This window comes from Desmonostoc vinosum, assembly GCF_059505385.1.
In genome coordinates, this window is the sequence record NZ_JCACKM010000058.1 from 26037 (window position 1) to 41582 (window position 15546).

10 protein-coding genes are annotated in these 15546 nt (G+C 42.1%); 4 read left to right on the forward strand and 6 right to left on the reverse strand.

Annotation, left to right across the window (positions count from 1 at the left end):
• Positions 1–191 precede the first annotated feature (191 nt).
• The 4 genes from AC5JMF_RS10395 (at position 192) to AC5JMF_RS10410 (ending at position 4743) form a co-directional block, all read left to right on the forward strand.
• A complete protein-coding gene (locus tag AC5JMF_RS10395) occupies positions 192–1298 on the forward strand; it encodes an AI-2E family transporter (RefSeq protein ID WP_495795631.1) in 1107 nt (368 codons plus the stop codon).
• Positions 1299–1432: 134 nt separating this feature from the next.
• On the forward strand, positions 1433–2056 hold the full coding sequence (locus AC5JMF_RS10400) for a hypothetical protein (protein WP_495795632.1): 624 nt from the start codon (positions 1433–1435) through the stop codon (positions 2054–2056).
• A complete protein-coding gene (locus AC5JMF_RS10405; protein ID WP_495795633.1) occupies positions 2053–2781 on the forward strand; it encodes a KGGVGR-motif variant AAA ATPase in 729 nt (242 codons plus the stop codon). The genes AC5JMF_RS10400 and AC5JMF_RS10405 overlap by 4 nt, the downstream gene beginning before the upstream one ends.
• Positions 2782–2886: 105 nt before the next feature.
• Positions 2887–4743, forward strand: coding sequence for a hypothetical protein (locus AC5JMF_RS10410; RefSeq protein ID WP_495795634.1), 1857 nt, complete (start codon positions 2887–2889; stop codon positions 4741–4743).
• 117 nt (positions 4744–4860) lie between these two features.
• Here the strand turns inward: AC5JMF_RS10410 and AC5JMF_RS10415 are convergent, their stop codons facing one another.
• The 6 genes from AC5JMF_RS10415 to AC5JMF_RS10440 form a co-directional block, all read right to left on the reverse strand.
• Positions 4861–5040: a hypothetical protein gene (locus AC5JMF_RS10415; protein ID WP_495795635.1), complete on the reverse strand. Its 180-nt coding sequence runs from the start codon at positions 5038–5040 to the stop codon at positions 4861–4863.
• Positions 5041–5165: 125 nt separating this feature from the next.
• Positions 5166–6902: a R3H domain-containing nucleic acid-binding protein gene (locus AC5JMF_RS10420; RefSeq protein WP_495795636.1), complete on the reverse strand. Its 1737-nt coding sequence runs from the start codon at positions 6900–6902 to the stop codon at positions 5166–5168.
• Between the two features lie 40 nt (positions 6903–6942).
• On the reverse strand, positions 6943–8118 hold the full coding sequence (gene ldpA / locus AC5JMF_RS10425) for a circadian clock protein LdpA (RefSeq protein ID WP_495795637.1): 1176 nt from the start codon (positions 8116–8118) through the stop codon (positions 6943–6945).
• A 165-nt stretch (positions 8119–8283) separates the two neighbouring features.
• Complete coding sequence (locus AC5JMF_RS10430) at positions 8284–12732, reverse strand: WD40 domain-containing protein (RefSeq protein WP_495795638.1); 4449 nt, start codon at positions 12730–12732, stop codon at positions 8284–8286.
• Positions 12733–13267: 535 nt separating this feature from the next.
• Entirely contained in the window at positions 13268–13675 is a 408-nt protein-coding gene (locus AC5JMF_RS10435) for a hypothetical protein (RefSeq protein WP_495795639.1), read from the reverse strand.
• Between the two features lie 484 nt (positions 13676–14159).
• Positions 14160–14783 (reverse strand): Uma2 family endonuclease, encoded by a 624-nt coding sequence (locus AC5JMF_RS10440; protein WP_495795640.1) that lies wholly within the window; start codon positions 14781–14783, stop codon positions 14160–14162.
• Positions 14784–15546: the final 763 nt, after the last annotated feature.

Genomic DNA, 15546 nt, shown 5'->3' on the forward strand with positions numbered 1-15546 from the left:
TTCGTAATTAAATGAAGATTGATTACAACAAAATCTTTCCCCGCGTCCCCGCGTCCCCGCGTCTCCACATCCCCGCATCCCCGCGTCGTTCAAAGCGCACAATATTAAAAACCTACATCTGTCAGCCTCTCTGCTCCCTTGTCACAATCTCCAGCCAAAATAAAGTTAGAGATCTTGTGGAGTTATCACTAATGCAATTAGCAGACAAACTGCCGCGATGGTTAACTATAGGATTGGCATTTCCTATTACTATTCTTAATGGTTGGCTATTGCTCCAGGTTGTGCAGTATTTTCAACCCCTAGTCAGCGTTTTTGTGGCTGCTGTTTTACTCGCTTTTGTTTTGGACTATCCAATTCAGTTTTTGCAGAGACGAGGGGTGCAACGTAATCTGGCTATTGTAGGAGTTTTGCTTGCAGCTGTAGTGATTTTAGTGGCTTTAGGCATCACCTTAGTTCCCCTGATCATAGAACAACTCAATGAGCTAGCTAACATTTTGCCCAGTTGGATTGATTCTGGTACTCAACAATTGCAAACTTTTCAGGATTGGGTGCTGAATCAACAACAACTTCCTATTAATTTAAGTGGTTTATTCACCCAAGCTCTTGAGAGATTATCTAGCCAACTTCAATCTTTTACAGGTAGAATTTTGAGTTTTGCGGTAGATACAATCGGAATTGTGGTCAATGTACTACTAGCGGTTGTGTTAACTATATATTTAGTGTTGAATGGCGATCGCTTATGGGATGGAATTTATCAGTGGTTTCCCTTACATATTGGGTTACAATTACGACAACTACTGCGAGAAGATTTTCATAATTACTTTATCGGTCAAGCAACATTAGGTGCTGTACTGGCATCGACAATCACACTGGCATTTGTGGCACTGCAAGTTCCTTTGGCTTTACTTTTTGGTATTGCTATTGGCTTTTTCTCTCTGTTTCCCTTTGGAACGGGGATAGGCATTGCTATAGTAAGTTTGTTGGTGGCATTGCAAAATTTTTGGTTAGGGGTAGAAGTTTTAGGTGTTGCTGTGGCGATCGACCAAGTTAATTCTAATTTTATTGCACCACGCATTCTCGGGAATTTAACAGGTCTAAATCCTGTATGGGTAGTAATCTCGTTACTAGTAGGAGCAAAACTAGGAGGTGTGCTAGGTTTGCTAGTTGCCATTCCCACCGCTAGTTTTATCAAAGACATTGCAGATAGCTGGCGTGCTGGAGGATTTACTCAGATAAATGAGATTGAATCAGAACCAACAAAAGTGATCAACGAGAAAGCCGGAACTTATAGCCAATAGGCAGTCCTCAAGAAGAGGAAAGGAAGCAGGGAGGAGGGGGAAACCCCATGTATAAGCTAGGCATCTCCCTCCCCAACTGGTTGCGCTTGCCTGGAAAATAAAAGCAACTGTGATCGCTCGATTTAACTGGAAATATGCCTGACTCACTTGCAAATCTAGACCTTTCTCCGCTGAACCTGGATCTAACAACATTAAAAGCAATTGAGCAATTGCTCAATCACATCGAATTGCTGATTAACGAAGAACCTGAAAATGCAGTCACTTTTTTATACAAAATAAAACAAGAGATTGTGCAACTAAAAGGTCAAACAGGCAAGCTAGGCACTGACATAATACATCTAGGAGTTAGTGAATTAAGACAATCTTTTCATGCTCATTTGGGTTCAGATCAGATTCAAGACAATAAAAGCCCTTCTTCCCATCTGCTAATTTTTTATGCTGTAGAGTGTGGATTAAAGAGTATATGGCTGAAAAGAAACAAGCTGAACAGCACTGCTAAAATTCAGGATCAATCCGTTCTCACAAAAGATGGACACAATATTACTGTCTGGCTCAAGAAACTGGGAATATCAGCTCAATCTTTGGGAAGTAACAAAATTCCTGGTTTTCGTCTTGAAAGAGGAGGTTCAAGTTGGGATGTTGGAAAAGCTCACCAAGCTTGGCGGTATGGTGTTCGCATGGAGTTTCAAGATGAAAAAGTTTTAGTTGAATGGTTAGATAGTCTCTGCAACTGGATTAAGAACAACATCAGCATATGATTCCTTTAGATATCCGTCTTTACACTTGGGTTGACGTTGAAGAAGTTTTACTTCGCATTCAAGAACAGAGTGGTTTGCCACAATGGTTAACTTGGGTGCAAGCCTATTGGGATAGTTTAACAATTGGAATTTGCCCTGGTACTCAAGCAGAAGCGAAAGATTGGCTGTCAGAAGTATACGATCCTCGATTCCGAATTGATTCGCAGCAGGATATGGCAAACGGTTTGATTCTTTTAGAGAGTCTACTGAAGGTAGAACGTACTTTACCAGTAATTTTGGAAGAAACAGAAGAAAAACCACCTGTTCCTAAACTTATACCGAGTTTGGCAAGATCAGGAATACTTGTTCCACACGGTCAATATCATAGACTTCCGCCTAGCTTTGCCTCGGATTTGCCACCATTAGTAGCTTTCCATTCATTTAAAGGAGGTGTCGGACGCACAACTCATGCTCTTGCTTTTACTCAAGCATTAACAAAGGAAGGGTATCGTGTTCTACTGGTAGATGGGGATATGGAAGCACCAGGAATCAGTTGGCTGTTTGAGAAAAGATTACCTTCTCCACCCGTATCTTTCGCCGATCTGCTAGCTTTAGCTCATGGCGATCCATCTCCAGAAGCAAACAACACAGTTCAATTAGTTGCCGATCGCCTCCAGAGTGCCCTAATTGATGATATTTTTGTCTTGCCTTCATTCCGTTCAACTGAACGATTTTCCTCTTTATAAATCAGACCGGAGCATCTGATACAAGGTGCTAAAAATCCTTTTATTCTGACACAAATATTAGTTGATCTGGGGAAAACTTTAGCTGTAGATGTTGTAATAGTAGACTTGCGTGCTGGACTTTCGGAATTTTCTACTGGACTTCTTTTAGACCCACGAGTTTACCGCATTTTTGTTACCACTTTAAGTGGGCAGTCTATTTCAGGAACAACAAGACTTCTAAAACTGTTGGGGGAGAGAGCGCCATCCGCACGGAATACAGACCCATTACCAGCAATAATCATTAGTCAAGTTCCTGATGAAGTTCAAAATACAGAATTATCACCTGATCTAGAAAAAAGTTTGTTATCTGAACCAGAAAAAACACTAATTAAGGCAGCTAAATCTTTTATAAAAGAAGATCAAGAAATTATAAGAGTGATTACAGGATTTTATGATAATTTGCTTATTTTACCTTCAAGTTGGGAAGAGGTAATAACTAGAATTAATCGTTCAGAAATTATCGATGCTGTACGCCCATTACTAGATTTATTACCTATAAAACGTGGTCAGCCTCTTGAAGAAAGCCCTCCTACTTTAAAATCTCAAAGAGAAAGTTTCACAGAATTTACTAAAAAACTGGTGTTTGCAGAAACGACAGAAGCAGATGATTTTTTAGCCACTATTCCTTTACGTAACTTGGCTTCAGATCACAGACGCCAAGTCCCAATTACAGTTGTAGTTGGAGCTAAAGGATCGGGAAAAACCTACACTTTTTTACAAATAATTCGTAGAGAAAACTGGCAAACTTTTGCTGAAGATGCTTGTGCAACTCAGGTTCAAGTCGATGCTTTCATTTGCCCTATTTTGGCATCAAAAAACCTTGACCCTCCAGCTGTGCAATTGGTAGGGGAAGTCCAGAAAAAAACAGCACAGGTATTGGGTTTTAATAGTCCCAGAGACATCCAAAGTATTCGTGACCATATTGGAAATTTTGGTCAGCTTAATCTATACGAAGGACAGTGGCGAGAACGGTGGTTAGATTTAATGGCCTGGGGTGTTGGATTCCAACCTCAAAAAGAGGGTGCTGGTAGAGCATTAACTGAACATCTACTTCAGAAGCAACAGCGACTGCTTATAGTTATTGATGGTCTAGAAGACCTTTTCCAGAACTTTGCTAGTAACGAAACTCAACAGACAGCTCTACGGGCTTTACTTCAAGAAGTTCCAGAGTGGCTTGGGCAGCAGCCTAGTCGTCCTCTAGGTATTCTCATTTTTGTTAGACGTGATATGGTACTGGCTGCTGTACGCCAAAATGCGGCCCAAATGATCGCACGCTACGAGCCTTATGCTCTGAAGTGGAATAGAGAAGAGGCTTTAAGACTCGTGGCTTGGGTAACTAACCGATCAGAAATCAAACTCAACATTGATATCGAAAAACTTCAGGATTTGCGGGAAGAGGAACTGACTCAGATTTTAGTACCTTTATGGGGTAAAAAACTAGGTTCCGATAGCTCGAAGGAAGCTGCTTCAGCCAGATTTGTGATTGCAGCGCTTTCAGACTTTAGAGGACAAATTCAATCACGGGACTTAGTACGTCTTCTCCATTTAGCTGCAAGAGAATCTGTAAATGATAATCGCTGGCAAGATCGCATTCTTGTTCCTGCAGGAATTAAGGGTGCTTTACCTGAATGCAGCACTCAGAAAATAACGGAAATTGAGTTAGAAAACACCGCTTTAAAAGATGTTTTTACTAAATTACGTAATCTTCTTGAAGAAGAGCGAAAAATTCCTTTCACGCGCGAGCAGCTACGATTATCTGTAGAAGAAATGAAGATATTGGAAGAAAATGGTGTAGTCATTCGAGAAAAAGATGATTATTATATGCCGGAAATCTTTCGTTTAGGATTGGGCTTTTCGTTGACTGCTGTTGGGCGTCCGTCGGTTATGTCGCTGGCGCGTCGTGCTGCTAAACGGGGAGCTTAAAAAGCGAAAGCCTACTTTAAGTTAATTGCGATCGCACCATCCAAGCTAAGATACCTAAAATTTGCTCCACTGGGGGAATCAAGTATTCAGTTAAATCAATAGTTACAGTGCTGTCCTTCAACTTGAGAAAGTCCACAGGTTGCCACTGCTAACACTACCGTCAATAGTAGTAATAGGTTTTTCGTTTTTGGCATTAAATCTTTGAGCAGCGATCATTTCTGCAATACACTGCCCCAAGGTTAAACTCTTGTTTGACTTTTGTTTGACTTTTCTTAGAGAAAACTCTCTATAAGACATCAACTGTCTCCCATGAAATCCCCTCTCTGTTTTGGGATACCATGTACACACAAATTAATCACCCCAATTTTTGCTGTGTATTGTGTGTACACCGTAGCTGTTTCGGCAGAGGGTTGGAGGTAAGGTTACGCCGGATAAATCCGCAAGCGGCGATTTGGTTCTTCCCCAAAACTGTGCGACTTGAGGCGATAGTGTTCTACCAACTCATGTTGCATCTTGCGGACTTGAGGAGAACGGGGGAGTAACTCGACTGGTTGCCCTTTGGGAATGACAATTTGCTCTACAGCTAATCTCGCTTCTTCGAGAGCGTCAATTTCGTCGTCGCTGCCGCTGTGCAAAAACAGTTGCAGTTCTTTGTCATCGGCAATTTCTGGGTCATCAATGTTCAGTAAGCGGCGTAAACCACGGGTAATCTGGGGAATGGTACTGGATTTAATCATGTGAATAGGCACATGACGAGCCTTAGCCATTTGACGTAATTTGGCGTGGTTTTTGACGTGCGATCGCAATGCCAAAATTGCATCAGCACTATCAATATCTTTTGTCAATACTACTGGTAAAGTTAGTACATTGATTACCTGTTCTAGTTGATGGCGACTAACACCATAGGGATAAATGTGCAGTGGCAAATCTTCGCCATTGGGCCCGGACTGTCTAGTTGCATTAAAATCAATACTTTCAGAATAATTGAAAGATTCATCTAGCAAGCGATCAAATTCACTGCGTCCAGAAACCCGTTCGCGTTCTACAGGCAATGCTGGTAGTGCAACCATTTGTCCAGATGCCCGCCAACCATTAGCTGGTCGTGGTGGTGCAAAAGATTCCTCCCCTGTGGCTATTTGTCCACCGCGACCATTGACAACGGCTAACTGTCGTGTAACTGAGACTTTGCCATGTTCATCAACGGTTCTTGTCTGTGGATTAGGTTGACGCCCTCGCAGTAGATTATCTACAGTGTCAGCAACGCTTTCATGGACAACCCAGCGCTGACGCTCTAACATTTCCACAGCAATTTCAAAGGTGGGAGGGGCTTTGCGTTCCAAAACGGTTTTTTGACTACCCCGGCGTCTGGCTTCGTCGTCTCCCAGTGTCACAGCTTGGATACCGCCAACTAAATCAGCAAGAGTGGGGTTTTTGATCAGGTTTTCAATTTGATTACCGTGGGCAGTACCTACTAGCTGCACACCCCGCTCAGCAATGGTACGAGCTGCTAAAGCTTCTAGCTCGGTGCCAATTTCATCAATCACGATGACTTCTGGCATGTGATTTTCCACTGCTTCAATCATGACTTGATGCTGTTGTTCTGGATGAGCTACTTGCATTCGTCTAGCTCGACCAATGGCGGGGTGGGCAACATCACCATCCCCAGCGATTTCATTAGAGGTATCGATAATTACCACTCGCTTATTCAAATCATCTGCCAAGACACGGGCAATTTCACGTAAAGCAGTGGTTTTACCTACACCTGGACGCCCAAGCATGAGAATCGATTTACCAGTTTCCACCAAATCGCGGATCATGCCAATGGTTCCGAATACCGCTCGACCAACACGACAGGTCAAGCCAATAATCTTGCCAGTGCGGTTACGAATGGCGCTGATCCGATGCAAAGTTTGCTCAATTCCTGCGCGATTATCTCCACCAAAGGTTCCGACTCGCACAATGCAATCATCTATCTGTTCTTGAGTAACGGGTGCATCGCTGAGATACTCTGCTTGATTAGGAAAGCGAGCTTCTGGGCGACGACCCAGATCCAAGACCACCTCTACTAAACTATCTCGTTTGGAATGATTCTCTAGTACTTGTCGCAGGTCTTGGGGCAAAATATCTAACAACTTTTGGAGATCGTCTGTAATCGTCATGCTTTTCTGGTGACGTTTTTCAAAGATAACGAATGAGCGATTAGCGCTCCTGCCGTGACTTGAGCTGGGAAACGAGAGAATGGGCAAGCTCTACAGCCTGCCAGAGTAATTCGCCGTCTTCTTCTAGGCGAATAGTTGCTTTGACACTTGTGTTATTTACCTCCTTATTCTCTAACTGTTCGAGAATTGGTGACAGCAATACACGGGCGTAGCTGCCGTAGGCTACCCCAGAAATTGAGGAGGGGGAGATTGACAGACGCGGGGACGCGGTGAAAAAATTCTCCGTGTCTCTGTGTCTCCGTGTCTTTGTGTCCTCTTCTCCTGCCTCTTTGAGCAGTCCCATCGCTTTGAGTTTGGCAACAGTGTAGCTATTGGTGCCACCTGCTAATTGCACATATCCCGGTAATTTGGCTGCCAAAACTTTTTGTCCCAATTTCACTGCTGCTATGGTGGTGCCATCTCCAATATCACCACTCATGGGACGGCCATCGGTTTGCCAAATTAAAGCACTATGGCATGGGGCAATCAACTCATAAATTGCGTGTAGATAATCAATCAGATCCTCACCATCAGGACAGCTAATGGCTAATACCTTTAGTTGGTTTACCCACGGTGAAATTGCTTGCCACAAGCGCTGGAATTCTGCTAAGTGTCCTACTTTTGTATGTATTTCTACAGCATCTACTCCCGTTGACATTACCAATGGTGCGATCGCTCCCGGCTTTATCATATGTGACTCTGTATAAATTATATCATATGGACAAACTGGAATGCAGCGTCCACAGCCATAGCATTTTTGTTCAACAACTCCTGAAAAGTGGTCTTGTATACGGTTAAACACAATTGCTTGCGCCGGACAAATCCTTTGACAGGGTCTGGGGCAGTCGGTAGGGCACTTAGTAGAATTAAACTCGGCTTTGCGAAAATGGGGATCTTCTCCATCGTTCAAGCTGACCATCAAAAAGGGTGAGTTACCTTTGTAGTCAAAGCCTCGCTCCTGAGCGTCTCTAGTTAAGGCTCTGGCTACTTGCAACGCTTCTTGCGCCGCAGCAATCACTGCTGGATCAGCTGCAACATCTATGCAGTCAGTACCCGCCAAAGTGTAGGCTAATGTCAAACTTCTGACCGCAGGCAAGTGCTGGAAGCTAGCTCCGCAAATGAGCTTGAACCAGTGACCTTGTTTGAGAGATTGTAAAGGGGCGAACAGATCAGTCACATCTCTATTATGCGTTTACGCGAATAAAAATAGTAGTCTGTGATCATAAATTGTTCTGATTTCCTCACGGGGGGTGAGGGAGATGTGGTTCGACTTCTCCTGTCGGATGTGCTACGCGTAGCTTGCTACCGCGTAGGGGTACGCGGTAGGTAAATTAATTTTTATTTATATTTTCCCATCTTCGACTGCGCCTAATGCCTTGAGGGTGGCAATTTCAGCTGAGGTTAAACCCTTAACGCCTGTGATATTCATGTGTTCATAGGGGCGATCGCTTCTGAGGGTTTTTAAACACTCACCAGTTTTAATATCCCATATTTTGATTGTTTCATCTCGGCTACCGCTAATTAAGGTTTCACCATCAGGACTGAAGGCAACTGAAAATACCCAAGCAGTATGTTCCTGTAATGTTTTCAAACATTCTCCGGTGGGAATATTCCACAACTTAATAGTAAAATCTTCACTACCTGTAGCCAGGATTTGCCCATCAGGACTAAAAGCTATGTCCTGTACTACTTTCGAGTGTCCTTGCAAAATTTTTAAGCATTCGCCTGTTTCTAAATCCCATAATCTCACTGTACTGTCAGAACTCCCGCTAGCAAGAATTTTACTGCTAGGATGAAAGTCAACCGAGCGAATAGTACCACTATGTCCCTGGAGAATTTTTAAGCATTCACCTGTATTAACATCCCAAAACTTGATATTAGAATCAAAACCCCCACTCGCTAATGTTCCATTAATGGGATTAAATGCAACTGAATGTACTGTACTTTGATCTGCATCAATAGTTGTTAGACATTGCCCTGTTGCAATTGACCATACCTTTAATTGTCTATCACTACTACTACTAGCTAGCAGCTTACCATCAGTACTAAAAACAATTGAATATATCCAGTCTGTATGCCCAGATAAAATTTTTAAGCATTCACCTGTATCGAGATTCCATAATCTGACTTTTGCGTCAGCACCACTACTGGCAAGCATTTTTCCACAAGGACTAAATGCAACTGAAAATACCCAAGCAGTATGTACTTGCAAAGTTTTTAAACATTTACCTGTGTTGGCATCCCAGATAATTGTTGCATCATTGCCTCCGCTAGCAAGAGTTTTACCAGATGGGTTAAAAGCTACCGAACTGATCCAATCGGCATGACCCTGGATAGTTTTTAAGCATTCACAGGTATTGATATCCCATATCTTAACTGTCTTATCATAGCTACCACTAGCTAAGGTTTGAGCAGATGGGTTAAAGGCTAATGAACGCACTACATTATTGTGTCCCGGAATAATCTTTAAGCATTCCCCAGTTTGAACATCCCAAAGTCGTACTTTTTGGTCAACACCACTACTAGCAATTATTTGATCACAAGTACTAAAGACAACTGACATTACAGTATCAGTATGACCTTGGAGAATATTGAGACATTTTCCTGTATTAATATCCCACAAGCGGATTGTGCGATCGCTACTACCACTGGCAAGAATTTCGCCAGTAGAATTTAAAGCAATTGACCGTATTCCTTTAGTGTGACCATGAAGAATTTTCAAGCATTCTCCACTGTTAATATCCCAAATCCTGATTGTGTTGTCTCTATGTCCACTACCACTAATCAACCTCATACCAGAAGGGTCAAAGGCTACTGAACGTACATAATCGCTATGCCCATCTAAAGTTTTTAACGATTCTCCAGTATTTACATCCCAAAGCCTGATGATATTTTCATTACCACTACTAGCAAGTATTGTCCCGCTGGGATTGAAAGCGATTGAACGTATTCCCGAAACATGACCTGGCAAACTCTTGAGACATTCTCCTGTTTGAATAGACCATAGTTTTATTGTTTGATCGTAACTACCGCTTGCAAGTATTTGACCACAAGGGCTAAAAGCAACAGCAGGGATGATACTACCATGACCTTTGCAAGTTAAAATTTCTCTATAGGTGGCAGTTTCCAACAAGCGAACTATGCCATTTCCATCACCTGTAGCTAATAGCCTTCCATCAGGACTGAATGCAACTGAAAAGATGGCACCTAACGCTTGTGTAAAAGCACAATCTACTAAACTTGCTGCCAAAAAGTTGACATTTACCAAATTTACATGAGTAAAATTCGCTCCTTTAATGACTGCACAACTTAAATCTCTTCCCTGCAATGCTGACTTATCTCTCTTCAGGGCTAACGTTGCGGCATTCCCGCCAACATAACCCACCTCATCTTCGCTTTTACCTCGTGTCGCTTCAATCACACTAATCAGGGATTCGTGATTAGCTAACATCGGTAAAAGCAAATCCATGACGGCTTTTGTGAGTGGTGCTTTGCCAAAAGTCTCTCTTAGCTTTTCCAAAGGCTCACTTTTAAATGTTCTTAGTGGTGCGTTCCCCAAACCATTACCACGTGAGAAATAACCAGACCAAGTATCATCAACGGGTGTGAGACTTTGATCTATGGGCGATCGCGCCTGTGCCAATTCCGTAAAATCACTAGCTAATGCCCCTAGCTCAGCAGCAAATTTATACGCTACAAAAAACTCTAACAGCGATCGATGCGCTGGAGTATAGTCACCATCAGCATTGCGGACAAGCATTGTCTGGGCCATCATGTCATAATGCCAGTGATCTAAATCCTTCTCTTGTTGCACAACAGAACCAAATAAGCGGCGAATGCGTTCCGGGAACAGTCGATAATTCAAGCTCATTTGGTTTGTAGACAGCATTTCCCAAGAAAGTTCGCACAAAAAGTACAGTTTTTCCGCTAAAGAGGTAAAAGTACGTTCTGCTTTGATATCGCGTTCCATCTTGCGCCGCACTGCATACAAATAAACCCGTGACATATCCACAGGTTTACCAGCCTCAATCTCTGGCAATGCTTCCAAAATTAAGTCAGTCATTACCGGACGACGGGCTAAGTCTAATAATTGCGGATTGCCGATTACTTGTGCAACTGTCGCTGCTTCCGCCTGATATAAAAGCACCTGCTGAATTTGCTCATCGTTGAATTTTTCCAGTTCCAAAACTTCAAATTGCGGTGTTTCCCCGGTCAATTTTTTAGTTGATGCTTGCAGTTCTGCATTTAGTAAAGCCCGTCCTTCTTTCGCCTCTGGGAAATGTTCAGTACGACAAGTGAGGATCACTTTAGCACCGGGAACTACTACCTTTGCCAATTCCCAAAAGTTGTTAATCATCTGTTGGCGGTCAACTTTTGCTGCCATTTCGTCAAAGCCATCGAAAATCAGCAGCAATTTACCCATGCGATTAAGTTGGTCAAAAACTTCGCTGTTGATGCGAATATTGTGTTGGGTAAAAAAGAAACCTGCCAAAACATTCTCCACATTTAGCGCCCTAGCAAAGTCACGTAAAGTGATTACCAAAGGAAGACGGGGACGTTCAACACCACGTTTTTGAGCATCGCGGTAACGTTGCAGTGCTGTCCAAGCATAGTAAAAGACAAACCAAGTTTTACCTGTGCCAAATTCTCCTAGAATTGAGATATGCTCTTTGGCAGGGTCATCAAGCCAAAGGTCAATGTAACCATTAATCCAACCGTCTTCTGCTTCATATCGACTCACCCCGATGCGCCGCTTAGTTACTAAATCAATTTCTTCTTTGGTGCAAGCAAGCGGTACATACTTGGTATCAATTTGGCGACGTTTGATTTCTGCTTCTAGCCAGTCGAGATACCCGCTAAAGTCAGCATCTAAATCAATTAGTTCGTCAAATGTAAAGCAGTCAAGGCGATGATTTTCTTCCTTTTTAACTTCATCCCTGGCGGCGCGGGAAATACGGCGGGTAGTTACTAACCACCCTTCATCAGTTTTTTGCTCATCAACTGAGGAACGCAAGGCCATTACATCACTCAGTCCTACTTCTCCCGCCACGCCACGTACAAGAATGCGGTCATAACTGCGACGTACTGGGATATTGATAATCCATTCAAAATATTCCTCTGTCCAGATTTCATACTTTTCAAAGCTATAGCCCAAGGTTTCAAACCATCCTCGCATTTGTTGGGCTAAGGCGTAGACGCGAAGTGTCTTGTTGTTAGTTGCAGTTGCAGTTCCTGGTAATGCGGGATAATTTTCAACTGCTAACCTGGCGATTTCTGTGCGAATTCCCTCCAGCGTTGGTAATCTTTCCAGTTGTTCTTGGATACTTGCAATCCTTTTATGTAGAGAACCTATTTTTTGGTTCATCAACACATCAGCAGGTGTACGACTACGTTTCGCCACTTCGATAAATACCGTCGCAAATTCAGCTACCTCTCGTCTGACATCAAGTTGCAAACCTCTGATATCATCGCCCAATGCATAAGCATCGAGAAAAGTATCAACCTCAGAAAGCAGAATTGAGGGATTGTTATGGTCTAATGCTGTGCGAAAAGCTTGTTTAATTGCTTCTTGTCGAAATAATTCCAGTAATGGTTTTGGTTTACCTACACCATATTCTACTAAGGCGTAAGCGTAAACACCGCTAAAATCAGCAGGTGGATGCTCTGGATCTAGATGAAATTGTTGGAGTAACTTAATTACAGTTTCACTACGCAGAATTTTTTCTTTAATTAAAGGATTAGCAATGCTAGTAATGGCGTTAAACACTAGATCTAGGTTAATCAAGCTCATTAGTATACTCCGAAAGCACAGAGCTATCTTGCTAACTAAGGGTTAATTACTATTACAAATGATTTACCGCCAAAAAAAGTTTTATTTTATACTTTCTCAAGTATTGAGTAGGTCGGCGTGAATATTTATTATTGAGATAAAGTAGAAAGCAAGGAGCAAAAAGCACGAAGAAAAAGAGTTTAAGTCTATTTTATTTTTCAATGCATAGTTGTGTTTTTCCACGTCGTTTTACTGATCGCAAGAATATACCTAACATCTGCTTTCACCTATCGGCGTTAACTGCCACAACAATAGCTAACACTTTCAAGTGCTGATGTGAAGTGGGAAATTAACTGAAACTTTTACTAACATGCGATTGCGTCACGATTAAATCTGTTGTTTGTACTTGCGTCACGATGGGAACGCGAGTAAAAGTATAATGCAACAATTTATTCTTTGATTACTAGAAAAGCAGTTCAACATCATAGCGATCGCATTTATCGCATTTTAGCAATTAGCGCGATCGCTCAATGCACCATCAAATTGTGACTACCAATCAGCTTGATGCATCGAGAGCGGCTGAGGGCGGGGTATGATCGGTATTAGTTTGACGCGCAGTACGCCGCTTGCGTAGCCTGTCGTAGACATCGCTTTTACGAGTTCCTCCAGCCATTTGATACTCATGGCTATTTTTACCAAACTTATAAGCAACGCCAAGCAAAATTTGCTGAGAGTAGTCTGCTAAATCTTTTTCTTTTTCAGCAATCTGAGTTGATAAAACATCAATAGTAGAGAGGATAGTATTGTAAGTTTCCAGAGATTCACGTAGAGATGCAATTTTATCAGTATAATTTTTAACTGTTAAGCCCACTCCAATATCTAGCGTTGGACTAATTGATTTGACGCAGGCTAGACGCATCTCTGCCTTACTGAGAACACCGGAATTACGTTTTTGTCTTGCCATAATTGATACTCATTTCTTAAAATTCTCATAACTCTATAGTGGACAATTGTTTCCCAGATTGTCATACGTAAAATTATTGGTTTTTGTAAAAAAAATAACTTATAGTCTTCTAAAACAAATGTCAAAGCAGAAGTTGCTTCCGGCTGCGCGGAATACGGAAACGTCGCAGCAAAAATTACTTCCGGGACGACAGAAGTTGCTTCCGGCTGCGCGGAATACGGAAACGTCGCGGCAAAAGTTACTTCTGGGACGACAGAAGTTGCTTCCGGCTGCGCGGAATACGGAAACGTCGCGGCAGAAGTTACTTCCGGGACGACAGAAGTTGCTTTCGTTGAGTTCAATAGGCGATCGCTTATCATCATACCTATATCAGAATTGACGAAAAATGGCGATCGCTTTTTGAATTCTCAGGCGCTCAAATGCATAATTAATCAGCGATTGCTCATGATTGCACCCATATAAGGATTGAGAAAAAGTGGCGAGGTCAATAACGCGCACCAAAAATTTGTTCTACAGTCAGATTTAGATCTGGAAATATTAGCGACTCTATACGATCGTTACCTCTAAATTTTTTTCCCCTATATTCACCTTCATCACTTAAAGAGTAAATTGTGATTGTTGGCTGTTTGGGATCGCCTATCAACTCTTTGCTACCCAAAGCTGCATAATCTACAATCCAATATTCTTGAATACCCATTTCTTCATAATCAGCAAACTTTTTATGATAATCATCTCTCCAGTTAGTACTGACCACTTCAATTACTAATGGTATTGATTCTGGTTTACTAAGGATTGATTGTTTTTCCCATAGTGGTTCATTGCTCAAGTTGGAAAAATTTATTAATAAAACATCTGGATAGTACCCTGACGTTTTATTTTCTGGTTTCACTGTAGCGGTTTTAGGTATACCGTAAAAAAGTTTAAGGCGAAGGCATTCATAACCTAAAATAATTGTTAAAAAAGCTACAATTAGCTCGTGCTTCCCTGATGGTGGGGGCATTTGAATAATATCTCCATCGTGTAATTCATACCGGATATTTTCTGGTTGTGTTGCTAAAAACTCTAAAAATTCATCAAATGTAACTAGTTTTTGTAGTGCTTGTGTCATTTCCTTAACTCTCTCTTATCTAATATCTTGGCTAGCAATTAAGCATCAAAACAGTTGAGATAGCTGATTAATTCTCGGAACTGTTTATATTTTTCTTTCAATTGCCTTTACTAAAGATTCTTTCGGTAATTGTTACACTAGGGCGATCGCTCTAGTGCGAATTTTTATAGGTGAAGTCATAGAAAACTTGATTTTATTGGCATCTAGCTTAGATTATAACGATAGCAAACCGACAGATGCGTTAGCGTATCCTACGCTTAAGCAAGCTACGCGGAGCGTCTCGTTCGCGTTAGCGTCTCCGAAGGAGAAGAGAAGCTTAACGAAGTTATCGCCCATAATCACACCCATATCAGAATTGACGAAAAATGGCGATCGCTTCACTCTCTTGACGAGGTGGGTTTACTTAGGTAGTAGCGTGTCTAGCCTTAAATGTTGCAAAAAAATTGTAGGTTGGGTTGAGCGGAGCGAAACCCAACATGTATCTCGGTGTTGGGTTTGGTTCCTCAAACGCCACTTCCCTCAACGGTGGGAACCCCCGCACGTGAGTGGCTCCCCAACCTACGGCTATTACACTATTTTAGCCTTGACACGCTAGTAGATTCTCAATCTCATTTGCTGCACGATTCGCTGAGATGAGAAAATTCTATCTTTACAGAATCGCTTGACTGGATTATGAAAGGCAAAGGCGATCACTGAGGATTCCTCGTTAGTGACGTACCCGACGCTGACTCTTCGAGTACAGCGCGGGCTTCTCAATGACTCT

Excerpts from the sequence above, each read along its gene's own strand:
- AC5JMF_RS10395 (WP_495795631.1), top strand. The coding sequence starts at position 192 with ATGCAATTAGCAGACAAACTGCCGCGATGGTTAACTATAGGATTGGCA.
- AC5JMF_RS10400 (WP_495795632.1), top strand. The coding sequence starts at position 1,433 with ATGCCTGACTCACTTGCAAATCTAGACCTTTCTCCGCTGAACCTGGAT.
- AC5JMF_RS10405 (WP_495795633.1), top strand. The coding sequence starts at position 2,053 with ATGATTCCTTTAGATATCCGTCTTTACACTTGGGTTGACGTTGAAGAA.
- AC5JMF_RS10415 (WP_495795635.1), bottom strand. The coding sequence starts at position 5,040 with ATGTCTTATAGAGAGTTTTCTCTAAGAAAAGTCAAACAAAAGTCAAAC.
- AC5JMF_RS10420 (WP_495795636.1), bottom strand. The coding sequence starts at position 6,902 with ATGACGATTACAGACGATCTCCAAAAGTTGTTAGATATTTTGCCCCAA.
- AC5JMF_RS10430 (WP_495795638.1), bottom strand. The coding sequence starts at position 12,732 with ATGAGCTTGATTAACCTAGATCTAGTGTTTAACGCCATTACTAGCATT.
- AC5JMF_RS10435 (WP_495795639.1), bottom strand. The coding sequence starts at position 13,675 with ATGGCAAGACAAAAACGTAATTCCGGTGTTCTCAGTAAGGCAGAGATG.
- AC5JMF_RS10440 (WP_495795640.1), bottom strand. The coding sequence starts at position 14,783 with ATGACACAAGCACTACAAAAACTAGTTACATTTGATGAATTTTTAGAG.